Below are 21,342 nucleotides of genomic sequence, written 5' to 3'. Positions count from 1 at the left end.
TCAGATCACCTTCTTGACGAGGTCGGTCAGCTCGGCCAGCTCTGCCGCGCTGAGGTCGGTCAGCGGCGGTCGAACCGGTCCGGCCGGGCGTCCGGCCGCGGTCAGGCCGGCCTTGACGATCGAGACGCCGTAGCCCGCCTGCCGGTCGCGGATGTTGATGTAGGGCACCACGAAGTCGCGCAGCCGGTCCTGGACCTGCTCGCGGTCGTGGTTGCGGACCGCGGTGTAGAAGTCCGCCGCCCACTGGGGGGCGAAGTTGAAGATCGCGGAGGAGTACGTCGTCACGCCGAGCTCGAGGTAGGGCATCGCGTAGGTCTCCGCGGTGGGCAGCCCGCCGACGTAGAGAAGCCGGTCGCCGAGGTGGGCGTAGAGGGTGGCGAGCAGGTCGATGTCGCAGACGCCGTCCTTGAAGCCGATGAAGTTGGGGAACTCCTCGGCCAGGCGGACCACCGTCTTCGCGTCGAACCGGGCGTTTGCGCGGTGGTAGACCACGACGCCCAGCGAGGTGGCCGCGCACACCCGGGCGACGTGCTCGTAGAGACCGCGGGCCGGCAGCTCAGTGAGGTAGGGCGGCAGCAGCAGGATGCCGTCGGCCCCGTCGGCCTCCGCGCGCTGGACCATCTGGACGGCGGTCGAGGTGCCGTAGCCGGCAGCGCCCATCACCGGGGTGCCGTCCTTGACCTCGGCCACGGTGGCCCGCAGGACGGTCGAGACCTCGTCGTGGGTGAGGGAGAAGAACTCGCCGGTGCCGCCGGCGGCGAAGAGCCCCGCGACGTCGTACCCGTTCAGCCACTGCAGGTGCTCGCGGTAGGCCGCCTCGTCGAAGGCGAAGTCGGGGGTCGTGTGGGTGACCGGGAACGACAGCAGACCGGACCCCAGTGCGGAGCGGAGGTCGGACGGTGAGTAGCGGGCCATGGGTTCTCCAGGTGCTTTCCGAGGCCGCAGCGGCCGGGGCGGAGGTGGTTCGAGCGCTGCTCGAGACAGGGGTCAGCGGGTGCCAACAGATTCACGTTAACAGATTCCAACTACCTATTGGAATGCTGTCTGCATATGTGTATGGTCCTCGACACGGAGTTGTGACGGTGGACACGCGTTGACGGTCTCGGGACCTGGTTCTACTGTTGTCCACAACCCCGTATGTCATCTTCATCTGTGGACACTCAGGGTCTGCTTGGCACCTCGTGGAGGAACGAAATGCTTTCTGCCCAGCCCACACGTGCGGGTCTCCCCGCACGCCGACGGGGACTTGCGACCGGCCTCCTCGTGGCCGGCCTGGCGGCATCCGCCGCCGCGTGCTCGGTCAGCAACGGCGCCTCCGGCTCGGCTGCCGGGGACACGGTCCGCATCGTGCTCCCCGAGGAGCCGCCGACCCTCGAGCCCTGTGAGTCGTCGCTGACGTCCACCGGTGTCGTGGTCCGCTCCAACATCACCGAGCCGCTCGTGGAGCGCGACCCCACCAGCGGCGACCTCAACCCGCTGCTCGCCGAGTCCTGGGAGCAGACCTCTCCCGAGACCTGGACCTTCAAGCTCCGCTCCGGGGTGAAGTTCAGCGACGGCACGCCCTTCGACGCCGAGGCGGCGAAGTACTCCATCGACCGGGCCGTCAACGGCGACCTCGGGTGCAACGTCGAGGGCTACGTCTTCGGCGACACCGACCTGGACGTGAAGGTGGTGGACGACGCCACGCTCACGGTGACCACGCCGAAGCCGGACCCGATCCTGCCGCTGCGGGTCTCCTTCATCGAGATCGTGCCGCCCTCGACCAGCGACACCGAGAAGGTGCGCAAGCCGATCGGCACCGGCCCCTACAAGATCGAGAGCTGGGACGCCGGCCAGAAGCTGACGCTCACGGCCAACGACGAGTACTGGGGCGACGCGCCGGCGTACCAGAACGCCACCTACGTGTGGCGCTCCGAGGGCAGCGTGCGCGCGGCCATGGTCCTCAACGACGAGGCCGACATCGCGACCGGGCTCGGCCCGGAGGACGGCGCCGGCGACACCGCGGTGGCCTACCCCAACAACGAGACGACCGCGATCCGCATGCAGGTCACCGAGCCGCCGCTCGACGACATCCGGGTGCGGCAGGCCATCAACTACGCGATCGACCGCGAGGGCATCACCTCCTCGCTCTTCGGTGACGACTCCGAGGTCGCCTCGCAGCTGGTGCCCTCGGGCATCGTCGGCCACGACGACTCCCTCGAGCCGTTCCCGTACGACGTCGACAAGGCCGAGCAGCTGCTGGCCGAGGCCAAGGCCGACGGGGTCGACCTGAGTCCGCAGATCAGGCTGATCGGCCGGACCGCGCAGTTCCCGAAGATCGAGGAGGCCATCCAGGTCATCCAGAAGGAGCTGTCGGACCTCGGTCTGAACGTCAAGATCGAGATGATGGACACCGCCGGCACCGTCGAGGTGCAGCAGCGGCCGTTCCCGGCCGACACCGGGCCGTACCTGCTGATGATCCAGCACGGCAACCAGGCCGGTGACGCCGCGTTCTCGATGGACCAGTACCTCCTCAGCAACGGCTTCCAGTCCAGCGGCGGCACCCCCGCGCTGGACAAGGAGATCACCACGGCGGAGGCGAAGTCCGGCGAGGCCCGTCAGGGCGCGCTGGCGAAGGTCTTCCAGGACGAGCCGGAGCTGGTCGACCAGTACGCCTACCTGGCGCACATGAACGGCGTGCTCGGCGTCGGCAAGGACGTCAGCTACGAGCCCAACTCGGCCACCGGCGACGAGATGCACCTCGCCGAGATGTCACCCACGAGCTGAAACCCGCGGCCGGCCCGGGCCACCCGGGCCGGCCGCACCGGCTCCCCGACCCTGATCCCCGAGACCCTGCGAGGTCGCGATGTTCCCCTTCCTGCGCAAGCGGGCGCTGACCAGCACGCTGCCGCTCATCTTCGTCCTGCTGGGCGTGTTCGTGCTGGCCCGGCTCACCGGTGACCCGGCCTCGCTCTACCTGCCCGAGTCGGCGACCCCGGCCCAGCGCGAGGCGTTCGCCGAGTCCCACGGCCTCGACCTCCCGGTCTGGCAGCAGATCGTCGACTACCTCCAGGGCGTGCTGCACCTGGACTTCGGTACGTCGCTGCGCACCGGCGAGTCCGCCTCGGCCATGGCGCTGCGGGCCTTCCCCGCCACGCTGCAGCTGGCTTTCACGACGATGCTGATCGCGGTGGTGCTCTCCGTCGTGATCGGCAGCTGGGCCGCCTACCGGCCCAACTCGCTGGCCGACCGAGTCGCGTCCTTCGTCTCCATGACCGCCGCCAGCGTGCCGGACTTCTGGTTCGCGATCACCGGCGTCTGGATCTTCGCCGTCGTCCTCGGCGTGCTGCCCACCTCGGGCGTCGACGCCGGACTGCTCTCGTGGGTGCTCCCGGTGGCCACGCTGGCGATCCGGCCGGTGGGCGTGCTGACCCAGGTGGTGCGCGGCGCGATGGTCTCAGCGCTGTCCGCGCCGTACGTCCGGCTGGCCCGCAGCAAGGGCGCCACCGACGTGCGGGTCGTCACGCACCACGCGCTGCGGAACGCGGCGGCTCCCGCGCTCACCGTGGCGGGCGACCTGGCCGTCGGCCTGGTGAACGGCGCGGTCGTGGTGGAGTCGATCTTCGGCTGGCCCGGCATCGGCAAGCTGATGATCGACTCGATCCTCGGCCGCGACTTCGCCGTCCTGCAGGCCGCCGTGCTGCTCACCGCGGTGACGATCTTCCTGCTCAACATCGCCATCGACGTCTGCTACGCCCTGCTCGACGCCCGCGTGCGCGAGACGGCGAAGGTCTGAGGAGGCCGACGTGACGACGCTCATCGACCCGCCCGTCCCGACCGAGTCCGAGGCGGCCGCGGAGCCCACGGCCCCGGGCAAGGTGCGCCTGTGGCGGATGCTGTGGCGCGACAAGGTCGCCACCGTGGCCGCCGTGGTGCTGCTGCTCATGACCCTGGTCGCGGTGTTCGGGCCCTTCCTGGTCGGCGACCACGCCAACGACCAGGACCTCCAGCGCGGCGCGACCCCGCCGTTCTCGATGGCGGACGGCTGGCTGTACTTCCTCGGCACCGACTCGCTGGGCCGCAGCATGATCGCCCGGCTGGTGGTGGCCGCCCGGACGACGTTCGAGGTGGCGGTCCCCGCGGTGCTGGTCTCGCTGGTGATCGGCTCGCTGATCGGGATGTGGGCCGGCTACCACCGCGGCTGGCGCGAGACCGTGGCGATGCGGGTCGCCGACGTGATCCTGAGCTTCCCGTCCCTGCTGATGGCGGTGGTCGTGCTCTACGTCTTCTCGCCCAGCGCCGGCAACATCGTGCTGGTCCTGGCCATCACCCGGATCCCGATCTACCTGCGCACCGCGCGTGCCGAGTCCGCCGAGCTGCAGAGCCGGACCTTCGTGGACGCCGCCCGCACCTTCGGGACCAAGCCGTCGGCGATCATCCGGCGCCACGTCTTCCCGATCGTGCTGCCCACGCTGCTCACCGTCGCCACCATCGACTTCTGCTACGTGATGCTGGCCGAGTCCTCGCTGAGCTTCCTGGGCATCGGCATCCAGCCGCCGGACGTGAGCTGGGGCCTGATGGTCGCCCAGGGCCGTACCTACCTGCAGACCGCCTGGTGGCTCTCGTTCTTCCCCGGCCTGGCCATCGTCGTCACCACGGTGTCCGCGACGATCCTCGCGGCCTGGGTCCGCATCGCCACCGACCCCGACCAGCGCTGGCGGCTCACGGTGCCGCGCCGGGCGCGCCGCCGTGCCGGCGCGAAGACCCCGAAGGGAGCACCCTCGTGACCACCACGATCCAGGAGGCCGGCGTGCCGGACACCTCGGCCCACGAGGTCGCCCTCGAGGTCGACGGCCTGTGCGTCGACATCCGTACGCCGCGGGGAGTCGTCCGCGCCGTCGACACGGTCAGCTTCCGGGCCCGCCGCGGCGAGACCCTTGCCCTGCTCGGCGAGTCCGGGTGCGGCAAGTCGATGACCGCCCAGGCCGTCGTCGGGCTGCTGGCCCCGGTCGCGCACGTCGAGGAGGGCGCCGTACGCCTCTCCGGCACGGACCTGGTCACGGCCTCGTCGAAGACCCGCCGCGCGCTGGCCGGCCCCGAGCTGGCGATCGTCTTCCAGGACGCGCTGACCGCGCTGAACCCCGTCTACACGGTGGGCTACCAGCTCGCGGAGCCGTTCCGGATCCATCGCGGGATGTCGAAGAAGGCGGCCCGGGCGGAGGCGATCAGGCTGATGGAGCGGGTCGGCATCCCCGAGCCCGAGAGCCGGGTCGACGCCTACCCCCACCAGTTCTCCGGCGGCATGCGCCAGCGGCTGCTGATCGCGATCGCGGTGGCCCTCTCGCCGTCGGTGCTCCTGGCCGACGAGCCGACCACGGCGCTCGACGTCACCGTGCAGGCGCAGATCATGAAGCTGCTGCGCGATCTGCGCGAGGAGCGCGACATGGCGGTCGTGCTCATCACCCACGACCTCGCGCTGGTGGCCGAGCAGGCCGACCGGGTGGTGGTGATGTACGCCGGCAACGTGGTCGAGCAGGGCCCGGTGGCGGAGGTCTTCGGGTTCCCTAAGCACCCGTACACCAAGGGCCTGCTGGACTCGGTGCCGGTCGGAGCCGAGCGCGGCAGCGACCTGAGGTCGATCGGCGGCGCTCCGCCGGAGCTGCACGCGATCCCGTCCGGCTGCGTCTACCAGGACCGGTGCCCGCTGGTGACCGACCTGTGCCGCGCCCAGCGGCCCGAGCCCCTCGAGGTGGCCCTCGGCCACGTCGCGGCCTGCCACTTCTCCGAGGAGGTGTCCCGGTGAGCGAGCCGCTGCTCCGGGTCAACGACCTGACCAAGATCTTCCCGGTCCGCCAGGGCGGCCGGACCCGCGAGCTGCGGGCACTGGACGGGGTGTCGTTCGACCTGCGCCGCGGCGAGACCCTGGGCCTGGTGGGGGAGTCGGGTTGCGGCAAGTCCACGCTCGCCCGGACGCTGCTGATGCTCGAGCGCCCGGACTCCGGGGAGGTCACCTTCGACGGGGTCGACCCGTGGGCGCTCAAGGGCGCCGACCTGCTGGCCTTCCGCCGCCGGGTGCAGATGGTCTTCCAGGACCCGTTCGCCTCGCTCAACGCGCGGATGTCCGCCGGCGACATCGTCTCCGAGCCGTGGCTGACCCACCGCGGTCTCTACCGCAGCTCGCGGGACCGGTCCGCGCGGATGCGCGAGCTGCTGCACTTGGTCGGGCTGCGCCCCTCGGACGCGGACAAGTACCCCCAGGAGTTCTCCGGTGGCCAGCGCCAGCGGCTCGGCATCGCCCGCGCGCTCGCGCTCAACCCGGACGTCATCGTCTGCGACGAGCCGGTCTCGGCCCTCGACCTGTCGGTGCAGGCGCAAGTGCTCAACCTGCTGAACGACCTCCAGCAGGAGCTGGGCGTGTCCTACCTGTTCATCTCCCACGACCTCTCGGTCGTGCGGCACGTGGCGGACCGCGTCGTGGTGATGTACCTCGGCCGGATCGTCGAGCAGGGGGCCACCGAGCCGGCCTTCGACCGGCCGCAGCACCCCTACACCGCGGCGCTGATGTCGGCCGCCCCGTCGCTGGACCGCGGGACCCGGCGCGAGCAGATCATCCTGTCCGGGGAGATCCCCTCGCCGCTGGACCCGCCCTCGGGCTGCCGGTTCCGCACGCGGTGCTGGAAGGCCACCGAGGAGTGCGCGACCGCCGTACCCCCTGCGGCGGTCGACCCGGTCGACGGGGCGCACACCGCGGAGTGCTTCCACCCCCTGGAGCCGGCCGCCGTCGTGGCGTCGGCGTGATGGGGGAGGTCTCGCTCCTCGGCTACCTGGTGATCGCGACGGCGGTGGTGCTCGCCGCGGCGCTGCAGGCATCGATCGGTTTCGGCATGGGCATGCTCGCCGCGCCGATCGTGGCCATCGTGGACCCGGGCCTGCTGCCGGGGACGCTGATCCTGCTGGCCGTGGTGGTCACGCTGCTCGTCGTCCTCACCGAGCGCCAGCACATCGACCTCGGGGGCACCGGCTGGGCGCTGGTGGGCCGGGTGCCGGGCACGGTCGCGGGCGCCCTGCTGGTCGCCGCGCTCCCCGAGCGCGGCCTGGCGCTGATGCTCGCCGGCGTCGTGCTCTTCGGGGTGCTGCTCACCTCGCTGGGCTGGGCGCCGCGCCCAACCCGCCCGGCCCTGGTTCTCGCCGGCACCACCTCGGGCCTGCTGGGGACGGCCACGTCGATCGGCGGCCCGCCGATGGCGCTGGTGTGGCAGGGCAAGCAGGGCTCGGGCTACCGGGGCACGATCAGCGGCTTCTTCCTGATCGGGTCGGCCCTCTCTGTCCTCACGCTCGCGCTGACCGGCTCGATCACCCACGCCACGCTGGTGGCCGTCGCCTTCCTGGTCCCGGCCCCGGTCCTGGGCTTCGCCCTCTCCCTCGCCCTCAACCGGGTCCTCGACCCCCGAAGGCTGCGGATCACCGCGATCTCGGTGTCGCTCTTCGGGGCGCTGGTGCTGATCGGTCAGCAGCTGGTCTGACAGTTGTCGGCCGGGCCTCGCTGGGGGAGGTGCCGATGAGTCACCAGCAGGGTCCCTGGCTGTCCGCGTCACTCTGCCGCCAGTGACCCGGCCTCCCGGCTGAGGGCTGCAGCATCAACGGCGTTCGGCGAGGCCGGAGGGCCGCGTCTACCGCTCGACGACGTTCCGAAGGGAGCGTCTCGCGGCAAGCGCGTCCACGTTGTCGGTGATGTCGCGCGCCCGGCCGGCGAAGACCTCGGCGGTGTGACCGGACTGGTGTGGGGTGAGCACGACGTTGTCGAGGCCGGTGAAGTCCAGGTATGACGGCGGGGGAGCGTCCGGGTCGCGCGGGTTGCGCCACCACACGTCGATGCCGGCGCCGGCGATGGTGCCGTCGGTGAGGGCGGTGTGCAGCGCGTTCTCGTCGACGACCGCGCCGCGGGCGACGTTGACGAGGATCGCGGTCGGCTTCATGGCGGCCAGGGCGGCAGCGTCGATCAGGCCGCGGGTGGCGTCGGTGAGCGGGATCGTCACCACCACCACGTCGGAGGCGGCGAGCAGCTCGTGCAGCTGGTCCTCCCCACCCACCCAGGCCACGTCGACGCCGGGCGGGAGGGGAGCGTCGGGGGAGCGGCGTACGGTCCGGACCTCCATGCCCATCGCCGCGCCGAGCCGGGCGACCGTGGAGCCGATCTCGCCGAAGCCGACGACGCCGAGGGTGCGGCCGGCGAGGACGCCGCCGAAGGGGTAGGACCGGTCGACGATCGCGTTGTGCCAGACACCGCCGCGCATGTCGCGCTCCGAGCGGAGCACGCCGCGCAGCAGCATCATCGCGGTCATCATCACGTGCTCGGCGATCGAGCGGCCGTGGTGGAAGGTGTTGGCGAGCAGCACGCCGTCGGGCAGCGCGTCGACCGCGATCTTGTCCACGCCCGCGCCGGTGACGTGCACCAGGCGCAGCCGCGGCACCACCGCCAGCAGCTCCGGCGTCGCCGAGGAACAGACCAGCACGTCAGCGGTCGCGGCCGCCTCGAGCAGCGCCGGGTCGTCGCCGAACACGAAGGTCCAGGTGTGCGGCGAGGTGCCGTCGCGGGTCAGCACGTCGGCGAACCGGGCCATGACCGGCTCGGTGACGAGCACGTGCAGACCGTCCACCTGGCCGCCGTCCGGACTGCTCACCAGCGCGGGCTGCTGGGGTCGAAGTCGGGCTGGACGCGGCGCATGTAGCCGGTGTCGTCGCGGTTGCGGATGCCGCAGGCGACGTACTGGTCGTGCAGCCGCGCGAGCCGGTCCCGGTCCAGCTCGACGCCCAGGCCGGGGGCGGTCGGCACCGCGACCGCACCGTCGGCGAAGCCGATCGCGCCGGGGACGATCACGTCGTCCTCGAGGTCCTTCCACGGCCAGTGCGTGTCGCAGGCGTAGTCGAGGTTCGGCGTCGCGGCCGCCAAGTGGGTCATCGCCGCGAGCGAGATGCCGAGGTGGCTGTTGGAGTGCATCGACAGCCCCATCCCCCAGGTCTGGCAGATCGCGCCCAGGGTCTGCGAGCGGCGCAGCCCGCCCCAGAAGTGGTGGTCGGAGAGGACGACCTGCACGGCGTCCTGGGCGATCGACGGGGGCAGGTGGTCGAAGCTGACCACTGCCATGTTGGTGGCCAACGGCATCGAGGCCTCCCGCGCCACCGCCGCCATCCCCTCGATCGTGGGGGTCGGGTCCTCGAGGTACTCCACGACCCCTTCGAGGTCCTGGGCCACCTTGATCGAGGTCGGCACCGTCCAGGCGGTGTTCGGGTCCAGCCGCAGAGGGTGGTCGGGGAACTCCGCGCGCAGCGCCCGGATCGCGGCCACCTCCTCGTCGGGGTGGAACACGCCGCCCTTGAGCTTGATCGCGGAGAAGCCGTACTCGTCCACGATCCGGCGGGCCTGGCGCACCAGCCCCTCCGGGTCGAGCGCCGCGCCCCAGTCGTCGTCCTCCTGGCCGGGGTGGCCCGCCCACTTGTAGAAGAGGTACGCCGAGTAGGCGACCCGGTCGCGGACCGCGCCGCCGAGCAGGGTCGAGACCGGCAGCCCGGTCAGCTTGCCCTGGACGTCGAGCGCGGCGACCTCGAACGGCGAGAGCACCCGGTCGGCGGTCGAGGACGTCATCACCATGCCGCCCATGCCGTGGCCGCCGAGCCCGTCGTCGGTGCGCAGCGACTCGACCACCACGCGGAGCATCGCGTTGGTGTCCCACACGTCGACGCCGACCAGTCCGGTCGCGGCCCTCTGCAGGCGCTGGAGGTGCGGCAGGTCGCCGTACGACTCGCCGAGGCCGTAGGTGCCGTCCTCGGTGACCACCTCCACGATGCTGCGCAGCGCGAACGGCTCGTGCACGCCGACGGTGTTCAGCAGGGGCAGGTCACGGAAGGCCACCGGGGTCACCTGGACGGCGGTGATCCGGTGCTGCGCGGTGCTCGGACGGGTCGTGGCAGTCTCCATCGTGGTCACGCCACGATTGTGCCATGCGTCTACATATGGGGACAAGGGTCCCGTATGAGAAATCAGCGCCAGGCGAGGCTCTGGCTGAGCGGGCCGACGACGCGGGTGATCTTCTCGCTCACGACGCGCAGCGACTGCACGATCTCCGCCTCCCGCTCGGGGGTGAGCCGGGCCAGCGGCACCGACGCACTGATCGCGTCGGTGGCCGGCTCGAGGTAGTGCAGGGCGACCGCGAAGCACCGCAGGCCCAGGGTGTTCTCCTCGTTGTCGATGGCGTAGCCCCGCCCGCGGGTCCGTTCGAGCTCGGCGGCCAGCGCGTCGCGGTCGGTGATGGTGTGCGGGGTGAGGGGGTCCAGCGTCGCGGGGAGGTGCTCGGCGCGCTCCTCGGTGGACTGGTCGGCCAGGATCGCCTTGCCCAGCGAGGTCGAGTACGCCGGCAGGCGGCGACCGACCCGGCTGTAGGGGCGGAGGTACTGGCTGGACTCGCGGGTGGCGAGGTAGACCACGTCCGAGCCGTCGATGCGCCCGAAGTGGAAGGTCTCGTCGAGCTTCTCGTGCAGCTCGTCGAGGAACGGCGTCACCAGCGGCAGGTACGGGTCGGTGTCGAGGTAGGTCGTGCCGGCGAGCAGGGCCCGAATGCCGATCCCGTAGAGCGTGCCCGTCGTGTCCGCGCGCACCCAGCCGTGCTTGGCCAGGGTGCGCAGCAGCGCGTGCAGGCTGCTGCGCGGCACTCCCAGCGCCTCGCTCAGCTCGCGCAGACGCACGGGACGGTTCTGGCGGGCGGCGAGGAACTCGAGGATCTCCACGGTCCGCGCCGCGGACTTCACCTCGCGCACCCCGTTGGCGGGGGCGGCCTCGGCGCTGGTGCCGTCGGTCATCGTTGCTCCGTTCGGACGTCGGTGTCCCGGTCGGGTCCTGCTGCGACCGGCGGGGTGTGCCTGTCGCTACTCAAGGGTAGTCGCCCACGTAGCAGACCGTCCACATATGCGTACGAAGGACTGCAGGTGTGCGTATCCCGCAACCCGGTCCCAGCGGCGCAGCGCGACGATCCGGCCCGTGCCGACCGCCTCGACGTACCCGTGCGGCAGCTGGAGGCCTGAGCCCGAGCCCTCGCGCTACTGCCGGAGGTCCGGCACCTGCTCGCCCGCCTCGACAGCGAACGGCAGCGTGTTGGCGGCAGGCGGGAGCGGACAGGTGGCGAAGTCGGTGTAGGCGCAGGGCATGTTGGTCGCCCGGTTGAAGTCGAGGACCACCGTGCCGTCGGGCGACGCAGGCGCGGTCAGGAGCTGGCGGTTGGCCGGGTACGTCGTGACGCCCGAGGTGGCGTCGCGGAACAGGATCCAGAGGGAGCCGTCGTCCTCGCCCCACGCGACCAGCCGGTGTTCGGCCCCGTCGTGCTCGAGCACGACCTCGCCCACGGCGTCGCCGTCGGGCTCGGCGTACGGCTCGAAGCGCGCCACGCGGACCCACCCGGGGTCGGGCGGGTAGCACGGGGTGCCGCGGTAGGCGCGCAGGTTCGGGGAGTCAGGGTGGCGGGGACGGAGGATGGTGCGCCCGTCGCGACCGGCCACCTGGGCCACGGCGTCGCCGTACGCCACCGTCAGGCCGGCCTCGTCGAGCGGGCCGAGCAGATGGGTACCGGGGGTGAGGTCCGAGTCGCCCTTCGTGAGGGTCTCGCCCCGCTGGAGGGTGACCGCGGCGCCACGCTCGTCGGCGGACCACGCGCCGGGCACGTCGTCGAAGCGCTGCGGCGTCGCGGTCAGCCAGTGGATCGCGGTGATGGCGAGCCAGCCCTGCGGGTCCCGCAGCCGCCGCTCACGGGCCTCGCGCCACGACTGCCACCCGGTCCGGAACTCACTCACGGCCGCATCGTGCCACCCCCCGGGTCGGCCGATGGCGGCCGCCGGCACCTCTCACCCCACCCCGGGCACGATGCGCATGTCCCGGACGGCACCACCGTCGAGGGCGGCCAGCGCCTCCTGGTAGGCGGGGGAGTCGTGCGCGGCGCGTGCGGCCTCGACCGACTCGAACTCGATGAGGACCGTCCGGGTCTTCTCGCCCGACTCGTAGGTCTGCTCCGGCAGCCCGCGCGCGACGAAGGTGCCCCCGGCCGCGCGCAGCGCGGGGCCGGCCAGCTCGGCGTACGCCGCGACCTTGGCCTCGTCGACGATCTCCTTGTAGAGGCTGATCCAGTAGGCGGTCATGGCCGACATCCTGCCTCCCCGGCACAACCCCGCCCGTGTGGGACCACCGTCGACCGTCGGCGCTCCCGCATAGGGTGCCGTCCGTGACGCTCCACCTCCACCGCGCCCCGCGCACCGACCTGCTCGCCGACGCCCTCGGCGACCTGCTCGCGCAGCCGCTGGAGGACCCGTTCGCCACCGAGCTGGTGCTGGTCCCGGCCCGGGGCGTCGAGCGGTGGCTGAGCCAGCGGCTCTCGCACCGGCTGGGCCGTGGGGAGGCGCTGGACGGCGTCTGCGCGGGCGTCGAGTTCCGCTCGCCGCGCTCCCTGGTCGCCGAGCTGACCGGCACCGTGCACGACGACCCGTGGTCGCCCGACGCGCTGGCGTGGCCGCTGCTCGAGGTCGTCGACGAGACCCTCGACCAGCCGTGGAACCACACCCTGGCCCGCCACCTCGGCCACGGCGACACCAGCGCCGAGGGCGAGTTCCGGCGCGGCCGGCGCTACGCCGTCGCCCGGCGGATCGCCGGCCTGTTCGCGTCGTACGCCGTGCAGCGGCCGCAGCTGCCCGTCGACTGGCTCGAGGGGCGCGCCACCGACGGCTGCGGAGGCGATCTCGACGACGACCTGGCCTGGCAGCCGCCGCTGTGGCGGGCGCTGGTCGACCGGGTCGGTGCGCCCCCGCCGCACGAGCGGCACACCGCCGCGCTGGCCCGGTTGCGCGAGGGGGTCCCCGACCTGCCGCCGCGGCTCTCGCTGTTCGGCCACACGCGCATGCCCGTGACCGAGATCGAGCTGCTGACCGCGCTGGCGCAGGCCCACGACGTCCACGTCTGGCTGCCGCACCCCAGCGACGTGATGTGGCGTGCGCTGGTCGGGGAGACCGGCCCGGTGCCGCGCCGCGAGGACCACGGCCACCGCCGGGTCGACCACCCGCTGCTCGCCACCCTCGGCCGGGACGTGCGCGAGCTCCAGCGCAGCCTCGCGGTCACCGGCGCCGTCGACCACCACCACGACGGGCCGCCGGCGCCCGACACCCTGCTGGGCTGGCTTCAGTCCGACCTGGCGGCCAACGAGGTCCGTCCCGGCGGGCGGGCGCTCGGGGAGGACGACAGGTCGGTGCAGGTGCACAGCTGCCACGGCCCCGCCCGCCAGGTCGACGTGCTCCGCGAGGTGCTCCTGGGCCTCCTCGAGGACGACCCCACGCTCGAGCCGCGGGACATCCTCGTGATGTGCCCCGACATCGAGACCTACGCGCCCCTGATCACCGCCGGCTTCGGTCTCGGAGACGTCGTCGAGGACGGGCACCCGGCCCACCGGCTCCGGGTCCGGCTGGCCGACCGGGCGCTCACCCAGACCAACCCGCTGCTCGGCGTCGCCGCCCAGCTGCTCGACCTCGCCGGCGGCCGGGCGACCGCCAGCGCCGTCCTCGACCTGGCCCAGGCCGCCCCGGTGCGCCGCCGCTTCGGGTTCACCGACGACGACCTCGACACCGTGACCGCGTGGGTGCGTGAGTCCGGTGTGCGGTGGGGCTTCGACAAGGAGCACCGCGCGCCCTTCGGCCTGGAGCAGTTCCTGCAGAACACCTGGCAGTTCGGCGTCGACCGGGTGCTCGCCGGCGTCGCCCTCTCCGAGGACTCCCGGGCCTGGCTCGGCACCACGCTCCCGCTCGACGACGTCGGCAGCAACCACGTCGAGCTGGCCGGCCGGCTCTCGGAGTTCGTGGAGCGGCTCACGGTCGCCACGGACGCGCTGACCGGCACCCGCCGGCTCGCCGACTGGCTCGCCGCCCTGACCGACGGGATCGCGGCGCTGACCCGGGTGGACCGGGCCGACCAGTGGCAGACCGGCCAGGTGCAGCGCGAGTTCGCCGCGGTGCTGGCCGAAGCGACGTCGCGCGAGGACACCCCGATGCGGCTGACCGACGTCCGGGCGCTCCTCGGCGGCCACCTCGCCGGCCGCCCGACCCGCGCCAACTTCCGCACCGGCACCCTCACGGTCTGCACGATGGTGCCGATGCGCTCCGTGCCGCACCGGATCGTCTGCCTGCTCGGCCTCGACGACGGGGTCTTCCCGCGGGCCGGGCTGGTCGACGGCGACGACGCGCTGGCGCGGGACCCGATGACCGGCGAGCGCGACGTCCGCTCCGAGGACCGCCAGCTCCTGCTCGACGCGATCGGCGCGGCGACCGAGCGGCTCGTGGTCACCTACACCGGGGCCAACGAGCACAGCGGCCAGCCGCGGCCCCCCGCCGTCCCTCTCGGCGAGCTGCTCGACGCTCTCGACCGCACGACCGGCGCGCCGGTGCGCGACCGGCTGGTCGTCGAGCACCCCCTCCAGCCGTTCGACGTCCGCAACGTGACCCCCGGTGCTCTCGGCGTGGCGTCGCCGTTCACGTTCGACCCGGCGATGCTCGTGGCCGCCGAGACGGTCGAGCGGGACCGCCCGCCGGCCCCCGACTTCCTGCCCGCCCCGCTCCCGCCGGCGCCGGTCGAGGACGTGGCGCTGACCGACCTGCTCGCCTTCTTCCGCGACCCGGTCAAGGGGTTCTTCCGGGCCCTGGACCTCACCCTGCCGTGGGACGTCGACGGCGTCTCCGACCAGATGCCGGTGGAGATCGACGCGCTGGAGACCTGGGGCGTCGGCGACCGGATGCTCGCCGACATGCTCCGCGGCCTCCACCCCGACCAGGCCCTGGCCGCCGAGTGGCGCCGGGGTGCGCTGCCGCCGGGTCAGCTCGGCTGGCGCAAGGCCGGCCAGGTCCGCGACCAGGCGATGCAGCTGGCGATCGCGGCGCTCACCCACCGCCAGGTCGCCCCCAAGGCCTACGACGTCGACGTCGAGCTCGGCGGCGGCCGTCGGCTCACCGGCACGGTCACACCGGTGTACGCCGACCGGCTGGTCGCCGTGGGCTACTCCCGGCTCGACGGCAAGCACCTGCTGGAGTCGTGGATCCGGCTGCTGGCGCTGGCCGCCGGCCGCCCGGACCACAACTGGACGGCGCTCACCATCGGCCGCGCCGCCCGCGGCACCGCCCCCGCCCAGCGGCTGCTCGGTCCCGCCGACGACGAGCCGCTCGGCCTGCTCCAGGACCTGGTCGCGATCTACGACGCCGGGCGCCGCGAGCCGCTGCCGCTGCCCCTGAAGACGTCGTTCGCGTGGGCCAGCGCGCGCCACCACCACGACGACCCGCTCGACGCGGCCCGCCGCAAGTGGAAGAGCGGCAGCTACCCCGCCGAGGACGCCGAGCCCGCCCACGAGCGGGTGTGGGGTGTGCGGGCGCCGCTGGACCGGCTGCTCGGCCCGGTCCCGCCCGGGGAGGCCGTCGAGGGCGAGGACACCCGGCTCGGTGCCCTGGCCGCGCGGGTCTGGCTGCCGCTGCTGCGCTGCGAACGGACGGGCCTGTGATGGAACCCTTCGACCTCCTCGGCGACCTGCCGACCGGCGCCACCACCGTGGTGCTGGAGGCGAGCGCCGGCACCGGCAAGACCTTCACGCTCGCCGGCCTGGTGACCCGCTATGTCGCCGAAGGTGTCGCCACCCTCGACGAGATGCTGCTCATCACCTTCGGCCGGGCGGCCAGCCAGGAGCTGCGGGAGCGGGTGCGCGGGGCGCTGGTCGAGGCCGCCCGCGCCCTCGAGGACCCCTCCACGGTCGGCGAGAACGAGCTGCTCGCCCACCTCGTCACCGGCAGCGAGGAGGAGCTCGCGAGCCGGCGCCACCACCTGCGCGACGCCCTCGCCTCCTTCGACGCGGCCACCATCGCCACCACCCACCAGTTCTGCCAGCTCGTGCTCCGCTCGCTGGGCGTCGCCGGTGACACCGACGCCGGCGTCACCCTCGTGGAGAGCCTCGACGAGCTGGTCACCGAGGTCGTCGACGACCTCTACCTGCGCCGGTTCGGCCACCAGAAGGACTCCCCGGTCCTCACCCGCGCGCAGGCGCTGGGGCTGGCCCGCGAGGTCGTCGCCAACCCGCAGACCGTGCTCACCCCCACCGACCCCGCCGAGGGGTCGGTGGAGGCGGTCCGGGTGGGCTTCGCCCACGACGTGCTGGCCGAGCTCGAGACCCGCAAGCGCCGCCTCGGCATCCTGGGGTACGACGACCTGCTGAGCCGGTTGGCCACCGCGCTGGAGGCCGACGACGCCCCGGCCCGCGCGCGGATGCGCCGGCGCTGGCGCATCGTGCTGGTCGACGAGTTCCAGGACACCGACCCGGTCCAGTGGAAGGTGATCGAGCGGGCCTTCGTGGGCCACGCGACGGTCGTCCTGATCGGTGACCCCAAGCAGGCGATCTACGCCTTCCGCGGCGGCGACATCGTCACCTACCTCGAGGCGGCCCGGAAGGCCGACCGGCGGTGGACGCTCGGCACCAACTGGCGCAGCGACGCCCCGCTGGTCGAACGGCTCCAGACGGTGCTGCGGGGTGCAGCCCTGGGCCACCCCGACATCGTCGTGCGCGACGTGGAGGCGAAGCACCGCACGCACCGACTGGCCGGCGCGCCCCACAACGACCCCTTCCGGCTGCGGGTCGTGACCCGGGAGAAGTTCGGGCTGCGCGGCACCCGCACCGTCCCCATGGACGACGTGCGGGCCCACGTCGCCGCCGACCTCGCCGCCGACGTCCAGGAGCTGCTCGCCAGCGGCGCGACGTACGACGGCCGGCCGCTCGAGGCCGGCGACATCGCGGTGATCGTCGAGGCCCACCGCGACGCCCGGGTCTGCCGGGACGCGCTGGCGGCGGCGGGCGTGCCGGCCGTCTACACCGGCGACACCGACGTGTTCGCCTCCCGCGCGGCCGCCGACTGGCTGTGCCTGCTCGAGGCGTTCGAGCAGCCGCACCGCAGCGGGCTGGTGCGCGCGGCCGCGACCACGATGTTCTTCGGCGAGTCCGCCGCCACCCTCGCGGCCGGGGGCGACCGGCTGACCGACCGGGTCGCGGAGACCCTGCGCGAGTGGGCCGACCACGCCCGCGAGCGCGGGATCGCCGCCGTCCACGAGGCAGCCGTGCGCTCCGGACTGGCGCCGCGGGTGCTCGCGCACCGCGGGGGCGAGCGGGACATGACCGACCTCGCCCACGTCGCGCAGATCCTGCACGAGCTCGCCCATCGCGAGCGCCTCGGGCTGCCGGCCCTGCTCGACTGGCTGCGCACCCAGTCCCGCGAGCGGCAGGGGGCGGCCGAGCGCAACCGCCGCCTCGACAGCGACGCCGCGGCGGTCCAGGTGATGACGGTCTGGGTGAGCAAGGGGCTGCAGTACCCCCTCGTCTACCTGCCCTTCGGCTTCAACCGCTACGTCCCCCCGCGCGAGATCGTGCTCTACCACCAGGACGACCGGCGCTGCCTCGACATCGGCGGCAAGGACCAGCGCGGGTTCGCCGCCATCGAGGCGAGGGGCCGCCAAGAGATGGCGGGCGACGACATCCGGCTCACCTACGTCGCGCTGACCCGGGCCCAGTCCCAGGTGGTGGCCTGGTGGGCGCCGTCGTGGGACGAGCCCAACGGTGGCCTCTCCCGGCTGCTGCGGGGTCGCGGGGCCGGCCAGGCGGCGGTGCCCGACCGGTGCGAGCCGAAGATCGCTGACCCCGACGTGCTGGGCATCTTCCGCGGCTGGGAGGCCCAGGACGGGCCGGTCGTCGAGGAGTCGCGGATCCCGGCCCCCGGCCCGGTCCCGCCGCGGGCACCGGTGAGCGGCCTCGGGGTGCGCACCTTCGACCGCGCCATCGACACCGCCTGGCGACGCACCTCCTACTCCGGGCTGATCCGGTCGGCCGAGGAGTCCCGCGGCGTGGGCAGCGAGCCCGAGGTCGTCGCGCTCGACGACGAGGTGGGCGACCTGCCGCTGGCCGAGCCGGCGCCGGCGCAGGGCGCCGACGTGGTCTCGCCGATGGCCGACCTGCCCGCCGGGGCGACGTTCGGCTCGCTCGTCCACGGGGTGCTCGAGCACGCCGACCCGTTCGCGGCCGACCTCGCCGCCGAGCTCGCCGCGCAGGTGCGCGAGCAGCTGGCCTGGTGGCCGGTCGACACGCCGGTCGAGGACCTCGCCGCAGCCCTGGTCCCGCTCCACCGCACCCCCCTCGGCCCGCTCGCGCCCGGCCTGACCCTCGGCGGGATCGGGCTGCCCGACCGGCTCCGCGAGCTCGACTTCGAGATCCCGCTCAGCGGGGGCGACCGCGAGCCCGGCCCCGACGTACGCCTGGCCGACGTGGGCGCCCTCCTGCGCAAGCACCTGCCCGCCGACGACCCGCTCGCGCCGTACTCCGACCGCCTGCTCACCACCGGCCTGGCCGACCAGTCGCTGCGCGGCTACCTGTCCGGCTCCATCGACGTGGTGCTGCGGGTCCCCGGCGACGGCGGTCCGCGCTACCTCGTCGTCGACTACAAGACCAACCGGCTCGGCGACCCGGAGCAGCCGCTGACCGCGGCCGACTACACCCGCAACCGGCTCACCGAGGCGATGCTGCACAGCGACTACCCGCTGCAGGCCCTGCTCTACGTCGTGGTGGTGCACCGCTACCTCCGGTGGCGCCAGCCCGGCTACGACCCCGCCACCCACCTCGGCGGCGTGCTCTACCTCTACGTGCGCGGCATGTGCGGCGAGGAGACGCCCGTCGTCGACGGCCACCCCGCCGGGGTGTTCAGCTGGTCCCCGCCGGCCGCACTCGTCACCGCGCTGTCCGACCTCCTCGACGGGAGACGAGCCCGATGACTCTGCTCGAGACCGACGACCCGCGCGACCACCGGCTCGCGCTCGGCGCCACCGGCCTGCTGCGTTCCTTCAACGAGGCGGGGGTCGTGGAGGCGGCCGACGTCCACGTCGCCCAGCGGGTCACCGCCCTGGCCGGCGATGCCGACGAGACCGTGGCCCTGGCCGTCGCCCTGGCGGTGCGGGCGGTCCGCGGCGGTTCGGTCTGCGTCGACCTCACCACCGTCGCCGCCGACACCGGCGTCGACGAGCTGCCCTGGCCGAGGACCGCGGACTGGCTGGCCGCGATCGGGGCCAGCCCGCTCGCCGGTGATCCCGCCGTGCTGCGCCTGCTCGACGACCGGTTGCTCTACCTCGACCGCTACTGGCGCGAGGAGGAGCAGGTCTGCGCCGACCTGCTCGCCCGGCCGACGCCCGCGCCCCTGCCGGCCGCCGAATCCAGTGCGCTGGAGGACTCGCTGGACCGGGTCTTCGCCGCCGAGGGGTACGACGAGCAGCGCGCCGCCGCTCGGGTGGCGCTCGCCCAGGGCACGACCGTGCTCACCGGCGGCCCCGGCACCGGCAAGACCACCACGGTGGCCGCCCTGCTCGCCCTGCTCGCCGAGCAGGCGGAGCGGGCCGGCGGCGCGACGCCGCGGATCGCCCTCGCCGCCCCCACCGGCAAGGCCGCGGCCCGGTTGCAGCAGGCAGTCGAGGAGGAGGTCGCCAAGCTCCCCGCGACCGACCGCGACCGGCTCGGTGCGCTGAAGGCGGTCACCCTGCACCGCCTGCTCGGCCCGCGCCCGGACACCTCGGCCCGGTTCCGCCACCACCGCGAGAACCGCCTGCCCCACGACGTCGTGGTCGTCGACGAGACCTCGATGGTGTCGCTGACGATGATGGCCCGGCTGCTGGAGGCGGTCCGGCCCGAGGCCCGGCTGCTGCTCGTCGGAGACCCCGACCAGCTGGCGTCGGTGGAGGCCGGTGCCGTCCTCGCGGACCTCGTCGAGGGCCTCGGCGCCCGCCATGACCGGCGGATCGCCGCCCTGCGCACCTCCCACCGGTTCGGTGAGTCGATCCGGCGGCTCGCCGAGGCGGTGCGGGCCGGCGACGCCGACGAGGCCGTGGCGCTGCTCGAGGCCGGTGGCGGCCACGTCGAGCTGGTCAGCGACCCCGACCCCGAGCCGCGGCTGCGCGAGCTGCTGGTGCCCCGGGCCCTCGAGCTGGTCCGGGCCGCCGATCGTGGTGACGTCGAGGCCGCGCTGGAGCTGCTCGAGCGGCAGCGCCTGCTCTGTGCCCACCGGGAGGGACCCCACGGCGTACGCCACTGGAACCGGCAGGTCGAGCGCTGGCTGACCGACGAGACCGGCGAACCGATCTGGTCCACGTGGTACTCCGGCCGTCCGCTGCTGGTCACCGCGAACGACTACGGCCTCGGCGTGCACAACGGCGACACCGGTGTCGTCGTGCGCCGCGCCGACGGCATGCTGCGTGCCCACGTCGCCGGCAGCACCCGCCGCCTCGACCTCGCGACCAGCCGGCTCGGCCAGGCCGAGACGATGCACGCGATGACGATCCACAAGAGCCAGGGCAGCCAGGCCGACGAGGTGGTCGTGCTGCTGCCGCCCCCGGAGTCGCGCCTGCTCACCCGGGAGCTCTTCTACACCGCCATCACCCGGGCCCGGGAGAAGGTCGTCGTGGTCGGCGGGCCCGACGAGGTCCGCGCCGCCGTCGAGCGCCGTGCGCTGCGGGCCAGCGGCCTGCGCCTGCGGCTCTCCCGGGCATGACCGCCTGCGCCTGACCCGCCACTCTCACTGACCGGGCGGCGAAACCCTGGCGCAACGTGTGACCGCTAGGGTCGGTGAACCTGATGTCTGGAGTTGAGATGCCCTTCCTGCTGCGCGTGGAGCTGCCCGACGTGCCCGGTTCGCTGGGTCGTGTGGCGAGCGCGATCGGTGAGGCCGGCGGCGACATCGAGGCGATCGAGATCGTCGAGAAGCGCCACGAGGCCTCCACCGCCGTCGACGACGTGCTCCTCGAGGTCGCGCCCGGCGTGATGCCGGACTCGATCGTCTCCGCGTGCAACCAGCTCGACGGCGTCCGGGTCGTGTGGATCAGCCGGTACGCCGCCGGCGGCAACCTGTTCCTGGACCTCGAGGCGGTCGAGGAGCTGACCGCGAACCCGACCGAGGCGCTGGACCGGCTCATCGACCTGCTGCCCGTCACCTTCCGTGCGGAGTGGGCGGCCCGGGTCAGCGACTCCGCGGGCACGGTCTACGCCACCGGTGCCGCGCCGGAGGACCTCGCGTTCACCTCGATCGGCAAGGCTGCCCGGCTGGAGACCCCCGACGACAACGTCCACGTCGGGGCCCGGCTGAACAAGCACGAGATCGTGGTCATCGGTCGCCGCGGCGGCCCGGAGTTCCTCGACTCCGAGCTCGCCCGTCTCGGCCACCTGGTCGCCCTCGCGATGTCGATCGCCAAGGCCGGCTGAGAGAACGTCGACCTGTCGCAGCTTCACG

16 protein-coding genes are annotated in these 21,342 nt (G+C 73.3%); 10 read left to right on the top strand and 6 right to left on the bottom strand.

Going from position 1 to position 21,342, the window contains the following annotated elements:
- A complete protein-coding gene (gene kdgD, locus ACZ43H_RS18570) occupies window positions 1-915 on the bottom strand; it encodes a 5-dehydro-4-deoxyglucarate dehydratase (protein ID WP_464585373.1) in 915 nt (304 codons plus the stop codon).
- Window positions 916-1,194: 279 nt separating this feature from the next.
- Between kdgD and ACZ43H_RS18565 the strand changes: the two genes are divergently transcribed.
- From ACZ43H_RS18565 to ACZ43H_RS18540, 6 genes are all read left to right on the top strand, one after another.
- On the top strand, window positions 1,195-2,766 hold the full coding sequence (locus ACZ43H_RS18565; protein WP_464585371.1) for an ABC transporter substrate-binding protein: 1,572 nt from the start codon (window positions 1,195-1,197) through the stop codon (window positions 2,764-2,766).
- 79 nt (window positions 2,767-2,845) lie between these two features.
- The gene (locus ACZ43H_RS18560; RefSeq protein WP_464585369.1) at window positions 2,846-3,775 is read left to right on the top strand and encodes an ABC transporter permease; all 930 of its coding nucleotides are present in this window, start codon (window positions 2,846-2,848) and stop codon (window positions 3,773-3,775) included.
- 10 nt (window positions 3,776-3,785) lie between these two features.
- Window positions 3,786-4,766, top strand: coding sequence for an ABC transporter permease (locus ACZ43H_RS18555; RefSeq protein ID WP_464585367.1), 981 nt, complete (start codon window positions 3,786-3,788; stop codon window positions 4,764-4,766).
- The gene (locus ACZ43H_RS18550; protein ID WP_464585365.1) at window positions 4,763-5,782 is read left to right on the top strand and encodes an ABC transporter ATP-binding protein; all 1,020 of its coding nucleotides are present in this window, start codon (window positions 4,763-4,765) and stop codon (window positions 5,780-5,782) included. The genes ACZ43H_RS18555 and ACZ43H_RS18550 overlap by 4 nt, the downstream gene beginning before the upstream one ends.
- Complete coding sequence (locus tag ACZ43H_RS18545) at window positions 5,779-6,777, top strand: ABC transporter ATP-binding protein (RefSeq protein WP_464585363.1); 999 nt, start codon at window positions 5,779-5,781, stop codon at window positions 6,775-6,777. Before ACZ43H_RS18550 ends, ACZ43H_RS18545 begins: the two co-directional genes overlap by 4 nt.
- Entirely contained in the window at window positions 6,777-7,502 is a 726-nt protein-coding gene (locus ACZ43H_RS18540) for a TSUP family transporter (RefSeq protein ID WP_464585361.1), read from the top strand. Before ACZ43H_RS18545 ends, ACZ43H_RS18540 begins: the two co-directional genes overlap by 1 nt.
- Before the next feature lie 147 nt (window positions 7,503-7,649).
- On the opposite strand, the gene ACZ43H_RS18535 is transcribed toward ACZ43H_RS18540, so the two are convergent.
- From ACZ43H_RS18535 to ACZ43H_RS18515, 5 genes are all read right to left on the bottom strand, one after another.
- The gene (locus tag ACZ43H_RS18535; RefSeq protein WP_464585359.1) at window positions 7,650-8,660 is read right to left on the bottom strand and encodes a 2-hydroxyacid dehydrogenase; all 1,011 of its coding nucleotides are present in this window, start codon (window positions 8,658-8,660) and stop codon (window positions 7,650-7,652) included.
- Window positions 8,657-9,955: a glucarate dehydratase family protein gene (locus ACZ43H_RS18530; protein ID WP_464590868.1), complete on the bottom strand. Its 1,299-nt coding sequence runs from the start codon at window positions 9,953-9,955 to the stop codon at window positions 8,657-8,659. Before ACZ43H_RS18530 ends, ACZ43H_RS18535 begins: the two co-directional genes overlap by 4 nt.
- Window positions 9,956-10,017: 62 nt before the next feature.
- Window positions 10,018-10,833, bottom strand: a complete 816-nt coding sequence (locus ACZ43H_RS18525) for an IclR family transcriptional regulator (RefSeq protein WP_464585357.1) — start codon at window positions 10,831-10,833, stop codon at window positions 10,018-10,020.
- 237 nt (window positions 10,834-11,070) lie between these two features.
- Window positions 11,071-11,817 (bottom strand): DUF1684 domain-containing protein, encoded by a 747-nt coding sequence (locus tag ACZ43H_RS18520; protein ID WP_464585356.1) that lies wholly within the window; start codon window positions 11,815-11,817, stop codon window positions 11,071-11,073.
- A gap of 51 nt (window positions 11,818-11,868) precedes the next feature.
- Window positions 11,869-12,159, bottom strand: a complete 291-nt coding sequence (locus ACZ43H_RS18515; protein ID WP_464585354.1) for a DUF1330 domain-containing protein — start codon at window positions 12,157-12,159, stop codon at window positions 11,869-11,871.
- A gap of 83 nt (window positions 12,160-12,242) precedes the next feature.
- Between ACZ43H_RS18515 and recC the strand changes: the two genes are divergently transcribed.
- From recC to ACZ43H_RS18495, 4 genes are all read left to right on the top strand, one after another.
- The gene (recC, locus tag ACZ43H_RS18510; RefSeq protein ID WP_464585352.1) at window positions 12,243-15,545 is read left to right on the top strand and encodes an exodeoxyribonuclease V subunit gamma; all 3,303 of its coding nucleotides are present in this window, start codon (window positions 12,243-12,245) and stop codon (window positions 15,543-15,545) included.
- Complete coding sequence (gene recB, locus ACZ43H_RS18505; RefSeq protein WP_464585350.1) at window positions 15,545-18,844, top strand: exodeoxyribonuclease V subunit beta; 3,300 nt, start codon at window positions 15,545-15,547, stop codon at window positions 18,842-18,844. The genes recC and recB overlap by 1 nt, the downstream gene beginning before the upstream one ends.
- Window positions 18,841-20,607: an exodeoxyribonuclease V subunit alpha gene (gene recD / locus ACZ43H_RS18500; protein WP_464585348.1), complete on the top strand. Its 1,767-nt coding sequence runs from the start codon at window positions 18,841-18,843 to the stop codon at window positions 20,605-20,607. The genes recB and recD overlap by 4 nt, the downstream gene beginning before the upstream one ends.
- Window positions 20,608-20,690: 83 nt before the next feature.
- Window positions 20,691-21,314, top strand: coding sequence for an ACT domain-containing protein (locus tag ACZ43H_RS18495; protein ID WP_464585346.1), 624 nt, complete (start codon window positions 20,691-20,693; stop codon window positions 21,312-21,314).
- Window positions 21,315-21,342: the final 28 nt, after the last annotated feature.

Source organism: Nocardioides sp. DN36 (assembly GCF_055380375.1).
The sequence above is the reverse complement of the archived record's forward strand: the minus strand, read 5'-3'. Positions and strand labels throughout refer to the sequence as shown.

Coding starts and splice junctions, on each gene's coding strand:
- ACZ43H_RS18565 (WP_464585371.1), top strand. CDS start 1,195: ATGCTTTCTGCCCAGCCCACACGTGCGGGTCTCCCCGCACGCCGACGG.
- ACZ43H_RS18495 (WP_464585346.1), top strand. CDS start 20,691: ATGTCTGGAGTTGAGATGCCCTTCCTGCTGCGCGTGGAGCTGCCCGAC.
- ACZ43H_RS18540 (WP_464585361.1), top strand. CDS start 6,777: ATGGGGGAGGTCTCGCTCCTCGGCTACCTGGTGATCGCGACGGCGGTG.
- ACZ43H_RS18515 (WP_464585354.1), bottom strand. CDS start 12,159: ATGACCGCCTACTGGATCAGCCTCTACAAGGAGATCGTCGACGAGGCC.
- recD (WP_464585348.1), top strand. CDS start 18,841: ATGACTCTGCTCGAGACCGACGACCCGCGCGACCACCGGCTCGCGCTC.
- recB (WP_464585350.1), top strand. CDS start 15,545: ATGGAACCCTTCGACCTCCTCGGCGACCTGCCGACCGGCGCCACCACC.
- ACZ43H_RS18560 (WP_464585369.1), top strand. CDS start 2,846: ATGTTCCCCTTCCTGCGCAAGCGGGCGCTGACCAGCACGCTGCCGCTC.
- ACZ43H_RS18525 (WP_464585357.1), bottom strand. CDS start 10,833: ATGACCGACGGCACCAGCGCCGAGGCCGCCCCCGCCAACGGGGTGCGC.
- kdgD (WP_464585373.1), bottom strand. CDS start 915: ATGGCCCGCTACTCACCGTCCGACCTCCGCTCCGCACTGGGGTCCGGT.
- ACZ43H_RS18530 (WP_464590868.1), bottom strand. CDS start 9,955: ATGGAGACTGCCACGACCCGTCCGAGCACCGCGCAGCACCGGATCACC.